This window comes from Yersinia mollaretii ATCC 43969 (genome assembly GCF_013282725.1).
In the GTDB taxonomy this organism is placed as follows: Bacteria; Pseudomonadota; Gammaproteobacteria; order Enterobacterales; family Enterobacteriaceae; genus Yersinia; species Yersinia mollaretii.
Genome location: NZ_CP054043.1, coordinates 4,459,407 through 4,474,078, shown reverse-complemented (window position 1 = coordinate 4,474,078; position 14,672 = coordinate 4,459,407). Strand labels below are relative to the sequence as shown.

Below are 14,672 nucleotides of genomic sequence, written 5' to 3'. Positions count from 1 at the left end.
TTTTATCTTTTCACATTCACCTTGGTGAGATATTGCCCATGCTACGTATCAAGAAAGAAGCACTAACATTTGACGACGTTCTTCTGGTTCCAGCCCACTCCACAGTGCTGCCCAATACGGCGGAACTTGGCACTCAACTGACCGCAACTATCCGCCTAAATATCCCGATGCTCTCCGCAGCAATGGATACTGTTACCGAAGCTCGTCTGGCCATTGCGCTGGCACAAGAGGGCGGTTTAGGTTTCATCCACAAAAATATGTCCATTGAGCGTCAGGCTGAAGAAGTTAGCCGGGTGAAAAAGCATGAAAGTGGCGTTGTCACTGAGCCACAGACTGTCACACCAACCACCACTCTTCGCCAAGTTAAAGAGCTGACTGCCCGTAATGGTTTTGCCGGTTATCCGGTAGTGACCGAAGATTATGAGCTGGTTGGGATCATCACTGGCCGTGATGTTCGTTTCGTTACCGACTTGGAACAACCCGTGACGGCGGTGATGACACCGAAAGATCGTTTGGTTACCGTCAAGGAAGGTGAAGCTCGCGAAGTTGTACTGCAAAAAATGCATGAAAAACGGGTCGAAAAAGTGTTAGTTGTTGATGACAGCTTCCACCTGCGCGGCATGATCACCGTGAAAGACTTCCAAAAAGCAGAACGCAAGCCAAACGCCTGTAAAGATGAACACGGCCGCCTGCGTGTCGGTGCTGCTGTCGGCGCGGGTGCCGGTAACGAAGAGCGCATCGACGCGCTGGTTGCCGCTGGCGTTGATGTTCTGCTGATCGACTCCTCCCACGGTCACTCCGAAGGTGTTCTACAACGTATCCGCGAAACCCGTGCTAAATATCCTAACTTACAAATCGTGGGCGGTAACGTCGCGACTGGCTCGGGCGCAAAAGCACTGGCGGATGCAGGTGTGAGTGCGGTTAAAGTGGGTATCGGCCCAGGTTCAATTTGTACTACACGTATTGTTACTGGCGTCGGTGTACCACAGATTACTGCCATTGCGGATGCCGTCGAAGCGCTGGAAGGCACCGGTATTCCAGTTATTGCCGATGGTGGTATTCGTTTCTCCGGTGATATTGCCAAAGCCATCGCGGCGGGTGCCTCTTGTGTCATGGTGGGTTCCATGTTGGCGGGAACTGAAGAGTCTCCGGGTGAAATCGAACTGTATCAAGGCCGCTCATTCAAATCTTATCGCGGCATGGGTTCACTGGGCGCGATGTCCAAAGGCTCCTCAGACCGCTACTTCCAGACCGACAATGCGGCCGATAAATTAGTGCCGGAAGGCATTGAAGGGCGCGTGGCATACAAAGGTCTGCTGAAAGAGATCGTGCATCAACAAATGGGGGGTCTGCGTTCATGTATGGGGCTGACCGGCTGTGGCACCATCAATGAATTGCGTACCAAAGCTGAGTTTGTTCGGATCAGTGGTGCTGGTATTCAAGAGAGCCATGTGCATGATGTGACCATCACGAAAGAATCCCCGAATTATCGCATGGGTTAACTACTGATTATCTCTAGAGTCACCCGTGCGATAAGGCGGGTGACGGTTTTTTATTTTAATATCAATACCCGATTAATTGGCGTGACAGCAAGGCAGCAAACGGATGAACCCCGATGAGCTTACATCAGTCAGTAATTCGGGGGGGAACCGCTAACACCGCTGTCACATCAAGTAAGAAGGGGATTTTTGGAATTTGCCGCACATGACAAAAAATATCCATAAGCATCGCATCCTTATTCTTGATTTCGGCTCGCAATACACCCAACTGGTAGCACGCCGTGTTCGTGAGATTGGTGTCTATTGTGAGTTATGGGCGTGGGACGTGACCGAAGCCCAGATTCGTGAGTTTAATCCAAGCGGTATCATTCTTTCCGGTGGCCCAGAAAGCACCACCGAACACGACAGCCCGCGTGCGCCTGATTATGTGTTCACCGCAGGTGTGCCCGTGCTGGGTGTATGCTACGGCATGCAGACCATGGCAATGCAGTTGGGCGGCAAAGTTGAAGGTTCAAATCAGCGCGAATTTGGTTACGCGCAGGTTGAGATTAAAACTGATAGTGCACTTATCCGCGATATCAAAGATGCTATCAATCCAGCCGGTGAAGCTGTGCTGGATGTGTGGATGAGCCATGGCGATAAAGTCACCGCGATCCCCACTGATTTTGTGACGGTTGCCAGCACGGACACCTGCCCGTTTGCCATTATGGCGAACGAAGAAAAACGTTTTTATGGCGTGCAGTTCCACCCAGAAGTGACCCACACCAAGCAAGGCCAACGCCTGCTGGAGCGCTTTGTTCTGGATATCTGTGCCTGTGAAGCGCTGTGGACGCCAGCCACCATTATTGAAGATGCTATTGTCCGCTTGCGTGAGCAAATTGGTGACGATCACGTGATCCTTGGCCTGTCCGGCGGCGTTGACTCATCCGTGACCGCAATGCTATTGCATCGTGCTATTGGCAAACGCCTGACCTGCGTGTTTGTCGATAATGGCCTGCTGCGTTTGAACGAAGCAGATCAGGTGCTGGAGATGTTCGGCGATAAATTCGGCCTGAATATTGTCCATGTTGCTGCCGAAGATCGTTTCCTCTCTGCACTGGCCGGTGTGGATGAACCAGAAGCAAAACGTAAAATCATTGGCCGTGTTTTTGTTGAGCTGTTCGACGAAGAAGCCTGCAAACAAGAGCAAGTAAAATGGTTGGCACAGGGCACTATCTACCCAGACGTGATTGAATCCGCAGCATCTGCGACCGGTAAAGCGCATGTGATTAAGTCTCACCACAATGTGGGCGGCTTGCCGAAAGAGATGAAACTGGGACTGGTGGAGCCGCTGAAAGAGCTGTTTAAAGATGAAGTGCGTAAAATTGGTCTAGAGTTGGGCCTGCCGTACGACATGCTGTACCGGCATCCATTCCCTGGCCCTGGTTTAGGTGTTCGTGTGCTTGGCGAAGTGAAAAAAGAGTATTGTGATTTACTGCGCCGCGCCGATGCCATCTTTATCGAAGAGCTGCACAAAGCGGATTTGTACAATAAAGTGAGTCAAGCCTTTACTGTGTTCCTGCCTGTTCGTTCCGTTGGTGTGATGGGCGATGGCCGTAAATATGATTGGGTTGTTTCACTGCGTGCTGTTGAAACCATCGATTTCATGACGGCACACTGGGCGCATCTGCCGTATGACTTCCTTGGCCGCGTCTCAAACCGCATTATCAATGAAGTGAATGGTATTTCGCGCGTGGTTTACGATATCAGTGGTAAACCGCCAGCGACCATTGAGTGGGAATAACCTCTCGCCTTCTAAATATGATTTAGCATAATAGCTCATCCTTTGAACCCTCGGCACTTGCTGGGGGTTTTCTTTTTTGTTCCTTAAATTACGATCTCAATATCAAATAACATTTTTCAGTTCAATATCCCATCAATTGGCGATTAGCTTAATTATGACCAAGTTGCTCATTTCGATATTATTCACGTTTCTCCAAATGGTATCGGCAATTTCTGGCAAAGACCTTTTATCTGCCTGAGCACCATCCTAGCCTTGTTTGATAAGTATCACGACTTACAGCACTATAGTGGTCAATAATGATTCCATAAGCCGCCGTAGACATGCTACCGCCTTGATACTCTGTGAGATATAAACCGCTTCAACGTGGGGAAGATGCTAGCCTAAATCCATCTATGGGGGATTGAATCTATGTGCTGAATTGGACGGAATAAATAATATTAATTAACGGTGTATTATGCTATTAATGATTATTCTGTGAATGAATTTATTAATATAATGCTCCAGGTTTCATGTGCCACTTTGTATTTTAATGTCATCATGTTTGTAGTGATATCTTATGCAATCATAGGCGTTTTTATATTTAATTTACTCTGTCTATTTTGTTTTATTGATGTGGTTTGTTTATTGGTGAATGGTTGTCAAATATATCTATAACAGTATTTATTGTACTTAAAGGTAATCTATTTTCTCTCTTTTTTTGTTTTTTATTATTATTTAGAATGTAGTTAACCCCTGCTTTAATGGTTTCTCATGGCTGTGTTTTTTATTTTTAGCGCTATTTAATTTTGGTTTTATATTATTTTTTGTGTGTTTATGTTGTTCGAATTTAGGTGATCTTTTGTGTTGCTTTATGAGTTTATAATTGATTGATATAACCAACTAATATGATATTTTTGATCTGTTAAAACGATTATCTTTTTAATTGCCTGACAAGATATACTCTAGTGTAAATAATGTTAATGCCATGTCTCTTCAGTTCTAAACAGTCGAAGTTTAAGTGAAATTAGTTATATTTAGCGACTTTTAATTTTTTGCTTATCACAATTCTGGACTATTTTTCAGTGAAGTAGTGACAATTGGAATAATAAAATAATGCAAATTAATATTTGTAGTGCTCATTTCTATTTAAGATTCACTCAGCCAAAACTGACTGAAAATAGTGGGTAAAAACAAGGAGTGTAAATATGTTAAGTATAGCGATTACAACCCAAAATGCTTTTTATGAATTAGGTTTGATTTCTCTGGTAAAAAAAGTATTCAATAAAGATGGCGATGATGATTATTTATTTGTCTATCCTTATGAAATGAATGCAGCTCACAAAGCTAATGTGATATTTAAAGATTTCATGGTGATAGTTAATATATATCAGGAAAATAGCCTTATAATTAAAAATTCCGGCAGCAATAATAAACCCATGATGACGGTAAATATCCCGTTTAACAGTACGCAATTAGACCTTTATGATATTGTATCTAAAATAAAGAAAATTATAAACATTGCACGTTTGAGCCATTTTAATATGATGAACAGTGATACCTTCAGACGTTTAGGGTTGAAGAATTATATTCAACTCTCTATCACAGAAAGCAGGGTTTTTGAGTTGACAGGTCAAGGGCACAGTATTACTGATATCTCAAATATACTTGAGCGCTCTGAAAAAACGATATTAACCCATCGGCGAAATGCTATCAGAAAACTGGGCGTGCTAAATCGGTTAGAGTTTTATAACTATGCATTACATATGCAAAATTATAGCAATAAAGAGGCTGTTTTTATTTGCATCTGATTCATTAACGTATTTTCCGTTAAAAATAGATTGCAAAGTAATCATTTTTATAAAAAATCGCCTTCCTAAAATAGACTATGGCAGAACTTTCACTTCACGCTACATTGGCTAATGTAGCGTGAAGTGATTTTTGCCTGATATTAACGGACTGATACTACTTTGGGATTGAAGCTGTTGATGATTTGCACGTAATGTTTACGTTGATATTCAGTAAATTCCCCGGCGCTTGTGGCTAAAGTAAAAATAAGCATCGCACGATTATCCGGATTTGATATAGCGTCATGTGGCAATAGCACAATAGACTGGACCTGACGGGTCCTTTCTCCGTTTTGCAAAAAATTGTTTGCCACTTGTACTACGGGGAGTTTTGCCGGACCAAGTTCATGTTTGAGCAATTTACCTTCAACCTGAAAACCCGGCAGTGTATTACGTAATGACTCTATCTCTTTTTCACAGTACTCTTCAGGGGTCTGCTCTTCAGCTAGCCATGATCGGTTAATAATAATGTTATATTCGTGGTGGTCAGGATCTCTGAACATTAATATATTCACTGAGTTATCCATAATCGGGGCCATTGTCAGGAAGGTCCCCTCATAAATCGAGTAGGTCGAAGATATAGCGCTCATAGAATTTTAAACTCCCACATTTTTGTTTTGTTTTGGTAATAACAGCACTTCAACACGCCTGTTTTGGCTTTGTCCTATTTTCGTGTCATTAGATGCGACCGGTTCTAATGCACCCATTCCCCGGATAATAAAATCGTCAATAGAGAGAGAACTTTGTTGGATTAACCAGTCGCGAACGACCTGCGCGCGTCGCTCGGAAAGTGCCATGTTGAGTGAAGCATTACCGGTATTATCGGAATGGCCGACAATCAAAACTTTACGGCCTTGATTATTTTCAACCAGTAATAGTAGGGAGTTCAGCATCTCGCTGGTTTGCGTGTTAGGCTTCAGTTTTATGCTGTTTGAGTCAAACAGCGGAGCCATTTGCGTCGAGCTGAAAACAGGAATATCTCTATAAATTTTAATCTGGCGGTTTATTCGGTTCAATAATGGCTCACATTGAGAGAGCCCCCAGTGTGTGATATCAAATGTATTAACACAGGCAGATAATGTTTTTCCCTTATCGGTTAACTTTGCAATATTAATTGCAATGTCTTGAATAGATGGGTCGTTAACATTATTCAAAGAAGCCATCTGCTGGTTAAACTGCTCATGGATAACTCTCTGTTGTGACAAAGTGTGTACCATGTGGACTGCTAATAGCAGGGTGGCGAAACCTAAACTCCATAGCCATTTTGCAGGGGAGGGCGGTGTAATGACGATTGGCTTCGCCGGAGATATCACGGGCGTTTTTTGCCAATTAATCACTTCCGGGATAGGGGGTAGTAATAAGGCTGAGGCTAAACCGGGTAAAATACCCAATGTTTTTTCCAACCATACTGACCAGGCACCATGTTTGATAAACCCTTTGCCATTGTCGGATAAAATTACTTCAGTTAACTGTAATGATGTATGGGCGAAGAGTATTTGCAAGGCATTTGTCACACCGGATTCGTTTAACCATATAAACAAATTGTGAGCCATTGCATGGCGATGAGAAGTGAATGTTGTGATGTGGGTATCTTGCAACTCCAGCTTCTGGCCCAATGCTTGAAAAGCAGAGATAAGATCGACCTCTTTCTTCTTGGCGAGGTTAATATTCCCTGTCCAATAAGCGTTATCAGAATTATGGCTGAGGCGCTCCTCACTCAACTGTACATAAATAGCAAACACGCAGGGGAGGGGAGTTTGCAGTGATAGAGTAGAAAAGCTGTTCTGCCATTTACGGAGTTGCGAAATTATCACCGAGGTATCTTCATACACATCCGGCAAGAACGGGAAGAAAGTGAATACCTGCGCTGACGGGTGATGGGCCGCAATATGTTTGAGGCGTTTTTGTAATGTCTCCGGATCAGGAATTAAGATCCAGATAGCATGGTTGGAAAAACGCGTATTATCGGCCGAAGTAGGATGACTAAACCACTTATCCGCATAGGGGCCGAGAATCAAAATGACGGTATTTCCCTGATCTGCAAACTGTGCAACTACCGGTTGAGGCGGCTGTTGCTCTAGATTAGATTGTTCCAGATGAGAGGGGGCCGGTTTAAGCGCGTAGTGTCTCCAAACCGTTATCACCAATAGTGTTAGAAAAATAATGAAAATAACGTTATTCCATAACGCATTTTCTTGAAAAGTCATGCTTGCGATTAAAGCGCCACAAGCTGCCAGCCATAACAGCAATAGCGATTTATTGAATTTAAGCTTAAACATTTATGACAGATCACCTAAATAACGGAAACACCAGAACCAGAGGGCGTAGAGCGATAATGCCAGAGCAAAGAGCGGCAAGCCCAAAGAGAGCCAGACACGGCGTTGCACAGGCATTGTTTCTACTGTAGGTGGTCCGACACAGTTAACCGTTTCCTCGTGATTAGGTTCAACGTAACTATCATCATCGTCAGATATTAACTGGTTAGGCGGTGATAATTTATGGCTGTAACGCACGAGTAATTGTTGTGATTTCACATCACGTATCGGCAAATTACGTGAGAGGACCAGTATCTTGAGCGCATATTGATAGATAGTCTTATCATCGCTGTTTAATAATGCTTCTAAGCTGACGCCATCGGTGGGTGAAGGCGTGTTGTAACCGTAGAAATAATCTAATAATAAGTAGCCATCCCAACTTAATCCTTTCTCTTTAATCGTGTTTTCAGTACGTTTATCGAGATAGTGGCAAAGTTGATGACATAAACGATCAACTTCGATCGGGGGATGTTGTTCTGATTTCAGCGTGAGACATAGCGACTCAATCAACTCTATCAACTTCAACTGAAAGCCGGATAGCGATGGAATGATGCCATTGAATGATAATAAGGTGTCGATGCTTAAAATCTGTTTAAAAATATCTTCGCTTTTCACCACGGTTTCTCCACTACATCCCCCCAACCCTGCAAGCGAATATAAGGACATATTCTGATTGTGCGTGGGTTTGAATCAGTTTCGCTATTAAAAGCCAGTTTTAACTCAAAGGTTGAGTCATCGGTTTTGGTAATAATTTTCTTCATGTTGCTGATATCAACTTTTTCCACCATGACCTGCGCGTTTTGTGGGTTATAAACGCCAATGTGCCACCACTCCACATCTTCTCGGGTGAAATCTACTTCGTGTTTTTCTATTTTGAGCGTTTTTTTATTCACGATAATCAGGGACTCTAACCACTGATCATGGGAGGTGGGGAGGTCAGCGAAATAGCTCACTTTCTTTGCACCAGCAACATCAGGATGCGCGGCTCGTTTATTAAAATTGACCCCAAGGCGGTATTCGAACTCTTGTAAAGAGCGCTGTGTACCCAGCGTATATCGGCCTAGTTCAACTGCATCAGGTCCAGTACCTAGCAGAGTACGAACCCGGCTTTTGGCTATTTTGTCTCGCTCCCACCAAGCTAATTCCACAGCACCTGACTTCTTGGCCTCATTATTGTGATCGGTCCAAACCTTGCTGTGATTTTTTCTAGTATAGAAATGCCAAAGCAAAATTTTGTTTGGGGCATAAGTATCGTAGCCGTGGGTGAATGCGCGGGTGGCCATGGCAATTTCTTCACCCATAAAGAAAATGTTTGGGTCATTGGGGACGTCGTGGACAAAGCTACCATCACTGAAGACAAACCCAGCGGCTAAATATCCACAACGCACTGGCGCGTCTTCCTTAACCGGCATTGAGGTCATTTGCACCATACCTTCTGGCGAAAAGGCATTAAAGATTAAGCGGCTGACATAATCTTTTCTTTTTTCGTCCTCGCCAGGCTCATAGGCCGGTGGATAACTGGATAATATCGGTTTAGGACTCTTATCTCGTAGGCTATTCAACATAGTGATCATTTCATGATCCCAGTTTTGAATAAACCGGCAGTGAGAGTCTATTTGTAAGAAATAGGTTTCATTTTTAAATAGACTTTCGGCCATATGTCTGGCCCAACAGGCACCCTTACTCTCATAATAATGCACACTTAAAATCGAGATGCGTGCATGCTTATATTTCAACTGATGTAATGGATAGCCAAGATGTTTTTTCTTTTTGATCAGTCGCATACCCTGATTTAAGAAAGTTTTGATCTCTTTATCATCTTGCCAGAAAATCGCAATATTGAGATTTTCAGGGTGTTTGGCTGTCTTTATCATGTCATGCAACGTCGGGATTAATTCTGGGTCCCGATAACTTGCAATACTCACAAAAATAGAAGGTGCAGACTGCATATATAATCCGTATAAAATAAATAGTGTTTCTGTAATGGGTTAATTAATCTGCAAAATAATTTCGGCAGCTGCACTGAATATGCCGTTAGCCGGTTTTGCACTGACAGAGGTAGGCTCAAGAGTCGCCTTCCAGTTGAATTCAGCCGGTATGGCACTGGCGATATTGACTTTTTGCTCGCTGCTACTGCCATTCAGTTTCAGTAATTTCCCGGTACTGTCGCTGATCTTTATACGCATCCGATCATCCTGACCGTTGTTATCTTTGACTTTAATATAATTCCCATCGGCGGTTGGCGTTTGTGTCGTAATAGAGGCGGTGGCTGAATATTTGCCATAATCAGTTTTACAGGTGATATCGAAATCAAGGTTCCGTTCTATGCCCTGATTTAATTTGCCTGAGGTGACGAGACCGAAATCAACCACTTTTTTGCCTGCAAAAGTACAGGATGGGGTGCTGATAATGGTGATTCGACCAATATCCAGTTTCTGCGCGTAGTTTGTCAGGCTATTTGTGTTTACCCAGTTATAGGCTAGGGTGCCACTGGGTAGCACTTGCTCGCCCGCCGGATTGGTTAACGAGAGGGTCTCTTTGGTCTTATATAACTCTATTCGGAAATAGGTCTTGGGGTCGTAACTCCAACGGCCCGTCTCGGTACCAAATTGCATAACTCCCTGTGAGTTATAAGTGCCGAAGGCGTCACCATTATTCCACATGGGTTTGATGGCAATACCGTCGATATTGGTGGCAAACAGCCCTTTACCCAGATCGGCCCCCAACATGGCCGTGACATTTTTACCGTAAAGATTACCTATCTCACAATGGTGATAGGTTACCTTTACTCCCTGTACTGCGGTGATTGCCTCGGCAATAAATTTGCTGGTATCTGCTGGGGCATCGGCATCAATAGTGATCGTTAATGAAGGCGCTGTCATGGTTGAGGGCAGAGATCCCTCTGAAGTATCAATTTCACAGATGGCATGGGCTTGCCCTGAGAGTGCGGCACCGGCTAACACGATAAAAAGCTTCCTTGTCATGACCAACTACTCCTGTAATACATCGAGTTTAGAAATCAGTTCCTGAGGAATAATCTGAAGTAGTTCGCCGAAGCTTTTGCCAATCGTCTGTTCTGAAAAGGACAAGAGAGCAATCACTGGGCTGCTGGGTTCAGTTGTGGTAAACCACTGACGTACCTCAATAAGTCGGGATAGGGCGTCCGCGCGGTTTTGTATCCCTTTGGGCAGCGCTGGTGCTTCTACTGGCATAGCTGAAAGTTGCATTGGTGGCTGATTAGCGAGGGTAGGGGCTTCTACTCGCATCACTTCTGTTGGTGCGACGTTGGTCTGAACGACTCCGGTCTGTACTGTTCCGATGGGTGCGACTGCGACCGGTATTGCCTCTGCCGCAACTTCCATCGGCGGCAGCTCAACGGCGCTAGGATGTGGCTCGTTTTCTATCGGCGCAGCACTGTATTCTGACGCAGGGCTATGTTTCGACGTAGGACTATATTCCGACGTAGGACTATATTCATGTGCCTCATGGGCCACAATCGGTGCAATATCGGCCTGACCAAAATGGCATAACAGCGAGGTCAATTTGACAAAGTCAGGCGCGACATCGCCGAGGGAGTCGCCGAGCCGCGAGGCTAATTCCAACAGTAATGTATAGGCTTGCTGCAATGAGATGATGACGCTATCAGAACGGACCAGCCACTCCTGCTTAATCCCTTCCAGTGTGGCTTCTTCCAATGCCCCCTCTTCGCGGGGGAACGAATGCGCTTTTTCAAACTCTTTGAGCGAAATCTGCATACCTGCCGCTTTTGGTAACATGAGGTTGCGAAGATCAGCAATAAAGCCCTCGCTGTCGTCTAATTCGGCGAAGGCATTGGCGCGCATAAAGGGTTCAAACTCCCCTTCATCGAAGAGTTGAGGGTGCAGACCATCAGGCCAGGCACTTAGGCACCAGAGTAAAGCCTCAAGACCCTCTTGCACCGCACTGACGCCGATTTGGCACATCCGACAGCGCATCAAAATAATAATTAGCCGCACATCCCGGGCTTTACCCAGCAGTTCAAGGCATTTTCGCTCGGTTTCTATCCAGTTAGTCGGCTCTGCGACTTCGACAAAAGTGCCATATTCAGCGGTGAGCTTGGGCTGTAATTTTGTCTGCAACAAAAGAAATGCTGAATCATATTCCAGACTTATGCCGCAAGGGTGGTCACCCGGAATAGGTTGCATTAGGCGGTGATAGTAGCCAGTGCTTTCCGCAATACTCTGTACACTCATGTTTTTTCCTTTTAACGCCATGGGTGGACGTCGAGGTCTGGTTTTTACCCCCGGACATCCGGGCGTGACGGTATGGACTAATAGCGATGCATTTCAGGTTCAAAACTCATCCCACGCACATCGACTGATACGTCCTCTCTGGCCAACCAACTGGTGTAGCCCAACTGGCTTCCTCCCTCCAAGGTTGCGATAGGCACCTCATCGGCGCTTAACAGCAGCTGCACTTCCCAGGCATATTCAAACCCGACAAAGTTACGCACCCATTCACGTAATACCGGCAGATCCTGCCCGGATGGGCTGAAGCGCAAGTACTGTTGCAGGCTGAGTGGGCCGAGGATCAACTCAAATTTGTGCTGTCTGTCTAAAACGGTGTCGCCCAAAATGGCACCGTCACCCAGCATCATCGCTGAGGCACCATCGCCTAAAGGGGTTTGGTCATTTTTATCCAAAAAGATCCACTGTTTGGCGTACTCCACGATGCTAACGGGCACTTCAAAGTAGTACTGCAACGCACCCACCAAACCTTCAGGGTTACGCGCTTCACGAATTAAATGTGCGGATGAGGCGAGCTGTGCATGAACCGGTAACACGCTATGCATCAGTTCCTGCGGATCTAGCCCTGCCAGACTGCCGACATAAAAGGAGAACTTTTCATCATGTTGTCTATCCAGTGAGGCGGTATCCTGAGAGACAAACCATGCGCGATAAAATTGTGATAGCGCACGATGATGAAAAAGATCGACGAAGTCGGTCATGGTGTGGTCATGCAGCTCAGCGCGGGTGTAGGCCAGTTCAGTCATTTGCAGTGGCATCGCACCATCTGGCCCCCAAATACCCAGACCAAAAAGCTGTAGATCCATCTTCCCGTCTTTCATTTCAACATGCGCTATCTCACGGGGTGAGAAAGCCATATTGGCACTTTGCCCGATACGGAAGGCTTCCTGCTCTGGCAGCATCGCTTTCCCTGGGGCTGGCATGTCAGGCGTGCGAGCCGCATTGGCCCGCATGATGCTGATAAAACCGGCATTCCAAGGCTCTGCTTCTTGGTACCAGGTTTCCAGATTGACCCGGTTTTCCTGATGGATGTTCTCATCGGGGTGCATTACAGAACTCCTCGTCTGCCTGGACGGGCTTTCCATTTAGCGACCCGGCCTCTTTGCATGGAGTGCAGTTCAGTCTCGGTAAACACGTTGATCGCAGCATGGCGTGCCAAATAGTTTTCCATGATCAAGCCGAACAGATAGGGGCTGATACCGGAGAAACCCTCTTCGTCGACCGTCAAGGTGCAGCAGATGCCTCGGCCATAAACCAGCAGGCCATTACCGGGCAACCGCCGGATCACCGGCTCGCTTTTACACCCTACCAAGGCATCAATTTGGGTATTCGACTCAAGATCGGAAGCGTTAACAAACAGGCGCAACATATTGCGCAGCGACTCACCCCCATTGGAGTGAGACATATCAGACAGTGGCAGATAGTTGAAACTGAGCTGGCGAATTAAACGCCAAGCTGATTCGTCTATGGCAAACGGTGCGCGTGGGGCGCTGGGCTGGAATACGAAGCGCGCACCATGTACTGGCGCGGAATCCGACATCGTTAATTCAAAGTTACCGTTACTCGAAATCAGCCGTGGCAGGTCGCGATTGGTTACCTGTGCCTCAATCGATAAATAGCGCAGATTATCGCCATAAGGGGCTTCTTGCTGATCAACCAACGAAACAAACACCTCAGTGCTGGCATAAGGCGTGCGGGTGTCATATTTGCGCTTATTGTTTTGGCCGGTTCTGGGCTTGCGGGTAATCGAAAAGTAGCGGCCAAAATTGCCATTGTCACAGTGGCGGGTTTGGTAGAGGGGGTTAAATACCACCTCTTGGCTGGTTTCGGCCTGTTGACCAAAGACTTTACTGATCGAGAAGACTTCGTAATCGAGTGGGCGGCTCCGGTCTGGCACCACGTGGAAATCGTTTAGCGCTCGATTGATCTCGATCTTATCCATTCGTTTCGGGAACAGATTTATCACTGGGGTACAACTTAACAGGAAACGAGATGCGGCCACATGACTGACCAGCTCCTGCGGTAGTCGGTCGAGTAAGATGATAATCTCGGCTTCGTTAGTATGATTATTGCCCAGACTTTTGGAGAGCTGTGTCAGGGTAAAGAAGTAGAACCGCTGGCGGCAGGTGAAGTACTCCTGCATCAGGTTATGGCCATGGAAAATGTTCCATGACAACGGCAGCAGGCTTTGATCAGGGCTTAGCCCCTCAAACGCAAGAGGGTTCTTACTGTTCACGGTATCTTCTGCGGTCTCACCGTGACCTGCCCGAATAATGGTCGCCACATGACTAGCATGCAGAAGCTCGAAAATATGGGAGACAATTCTCTCGTCGCCATCAATATAAATAGGCAACCTATCAAGCCCCACGAGTTGTGAAAACTTCAGGTCACCGACCAGTTTTAGCTTGATGCGCAAAGCCCCTTTTAACCGATGATAGGCAATACGGTGCTTTTCCAAATTGGGCATATCAGGCGGAACGGAGCTTAAGCGCGCTTCGGTTATCTCCAGCGGCCACAGCCCGACATCCTGCCCACTACGAAACTCACAGCGCGTGGTTTCACCTGGGGCGATATGGGTGAAAAATGAGCTACCACGAGGGACGTTATACCCTTGTGTCAGATCACCTTCTTTCAGGTTTGGCTTAAGCTGAATCACCCCCATTGAAGGGGTGGGTGAGTTGTAATTAGGGTAGACAATATCCAACAGGCGCTGAGTGAATTTAGGGAATTCGGCATCCAACTTAATTTGTGTTCTAGCCGATAAAAAAGAGAAAGACTCAATCAAGCGCTCGACATAAGGATCGGCAACTTCAATTCCATGCATGCCCAAGCGTCCTGCTATTTTAGGATGCTTATCTGCGAACTCCTGCGCCATTTCGCGCATGAAGGTCAGTTCTTTATTATAGTAATCAAGGAATTTGTGATCCACTTACTGCCCCGGTTGTTATGTCAGCCTTATTTCACCC

General features: G+C 45.9%; 11 protein-coding genes. 3 read left to right on the top strand and 8 right to left on the bottom strand.

What is annotated here, in order from left to right:
- The first annotated feature begins 38 nt into the window (after nt 1-38).
- The 3 genes from guaB to HRD69_RS19840 all read left to right on the top strand — a co-directional run bounded on the left by guaB (nt 39) and on the right by HRD69_RS19840 (nt 5,069).
- Nucleotides 39-1,502: an IMP dehydrogenase gene (guaB, locus tag HRD69_RS19850; protein WP_004875811.1), complete on the top strand. Its 1,464-nt coding sequence runs from the start codon at nt 39-41 to the stop codon at nt 1,500-1,502.
- A 202-nt stretch (nt 1,503-1,704) separates the two neighbouring features.
- A complete protein-coding gene (gene guaA / locus HRD69_RS19845) occupies nt 1,705-3,282 on the top strand; it encodes a glutamine-hydrolyzing GMP synthase (RefSeq protein WP_004875812.1) in 1,578 nt (525 codons plus the stop codon).
- Nucleotides 3,283-4,466: 1,184 nt separating this feature from the next.
- The gene (locus tag HRD69_RS19840) at nt 4,467-5,069 is read left to right on the top strand and encodes a helix-turn-helix transcriptional regulator (RefSeq protein WP_004875813.1); all 603 of its coding nucleotides are present in this window, start codon (nt 4,467-4,469) and stop codon (nt 5,067-5,069) included.
- 140 nt (nt 5,070-5,209) lie between these two features.
- Here HRD69_RS19840 and HRD69_RS19835 read toward each other — a convergent pair whose 3' ends face one another.
- From HRD69_RS19835 to tssF, 8 genes are all read right to left on the bottom strand, one after another.
- Nucleotides 5,210-5,695, bottom strand: coding sequence for a DcrB-related protein (locus HRD69_RS19835; RefSeq protein ID WP_032814863.1), 486 nt, complete (start codon nt 5,693-5,695; stop codon nt 5,210-5,212).
- A 6-nt stretch (nt 5,696-5,701) separates the two neighbouring features.
- Entirely contained in the window at nt 5,702-7,384 is a 1,683-nt protein-coding gene (locus tag HRD69_RS19830) for an OmpA family protein (RefSeq protein ID WP_050538264.1), read from the bottom strand.
- The gene (locus tag HRD69_RS19825; protein ID WP_032814879.1) at nt 7,385-8,035 is read right to left on the bottom strand and encodes a hypothetical protein; all 651 of its coding nucleotides are present in this window, start codon (nt 8,033-8,035) and stop codon (nt 7,385-7,387) included.
- Nucleotides 8,032-9,369, bottom strand: a complete 1,338-nt coding sequence (locus HRD69_RS19820) for a GlcNAc-transferase family protein (RefSeq protein WP_004875818.1) — start codon at nt 9,367-9,369, stop codon at nt 8,032-8,034. The genes HRD69_RS19825 and HRD69_RS19820 overlap by 4 nt, the downstream gene beginning before the upstream one ends.
- A gap of 39 nt (nt 9,370-9,408) precedes the next feature.
- Entirely contained in the window at nt 9,409-10,404 is a 996-nt protein-coding gene (locus HRD69_RS19815; RefSeq protein WP_032814865.1) for a fimbrial protein, read from the bottom strand.
- A gap of 6 nt (nt 10,405-10,410) precedes the next feature.
- Entirely contained in the window at nt 10,411-11,652 is a 1,242-nt protein-coding gene (locus tag HRD69_RS19810) for a type VI secretion system protein TssA (protein ID WP_032814866.1), read from the bottom strand.
- Nucleotides 11,653-11,729: 77 nt separating this feature from the next.
- A complete protein-coding gene (gene tssG / locus HRD69_RS19805) occupies nt 11,730-12,755 on the bottom strand; it encodes a type VI secretion system baseplate subunit TssG (protein ID WP_032814867.1) in 1,026 nt (341 codons plus the stop codon).
- Nucleotides 12,755-14,635: a type VI secretion system baseplate subunit TssF gene (gene tssF / locus HRD69_RS19800; RefSeq protein ID WP_004875821.1), complete on the bottom strand. Its 1,881-nt coding sequence runs from the start codon at nt 14,633-14,635 to the stop codon at nt 12,755-12,757. The genes tssG and tssF overlap by 1 nt, the downstream gene beginning before the upstream one ends.
- Between the last annotated feature and the right edge of the window lie 37 nt (nt 14,636-14,672).

Bases quoted from the DNA above. Each gene is read 5' to 3' on its own strand.
- guaB (WP_004875811.1), top strand. From the start codon at position 39: ATGCTACGTATCAAGAAAGAAGCACTAACATTTGACGACGTTCTTCTG.
- HRD69_RS19835 (WP_032814863.1), bottom strand. From the start codon at position 5,695: ATGAGCGCTATATCTTCGACCTACTCGATTTATGAGGGGACCTTCCTG.
- tssG (WP_032814867.1), bottom strand. From the start codon at position 12,755: ATGCACCCCGATGAGAACATCCATCAGGAAAACCGGGTCAATCTGGAA.
- HRD69_RS19830 (WP_050538264.1), bottom strand. From the start codon at position 7,384: ATGTTTAAGCTTAAATTCAATAAATCGCTATTGCTGTTATGGCTGGCA.
- HRD69_RS19815 (WP_032814865.1), bottom strand. From the start codon at position 10,404: ATGACAAGGAAGCTTTTTATCGTGTTAGCCGGTGCCGCACTCTCAGGG.
- HRD69_RS19810 (WP_032814866.1), bottom strand. From the start codon at position 11,652: ATGAGTGTACAGAGTATTGCGGAAAGCACTGGCTACTATCACCGCCTA.
- guaA (WP_004875812.1), top strand. From the start codon at position 1,705: ATGACAAAAAATATCCATAAGCATCGCATCCTTATTCTTGATTTCGGC.
- HRD69_RS19820 (WP_004875818.1), bottom strand. From the start codon at position 9,369: ATGCAGTCTGCACCTTCTATTTTTGTGAGTATTGCAAGTTATCGGGAC.
- HRD69_RS19840 (WP_004875813.1), top strand. From the start codon at position 4,467: ATGTTAAGTATAGCGATTACAACCCAAAATGCTTTTTATGAATTAGGT.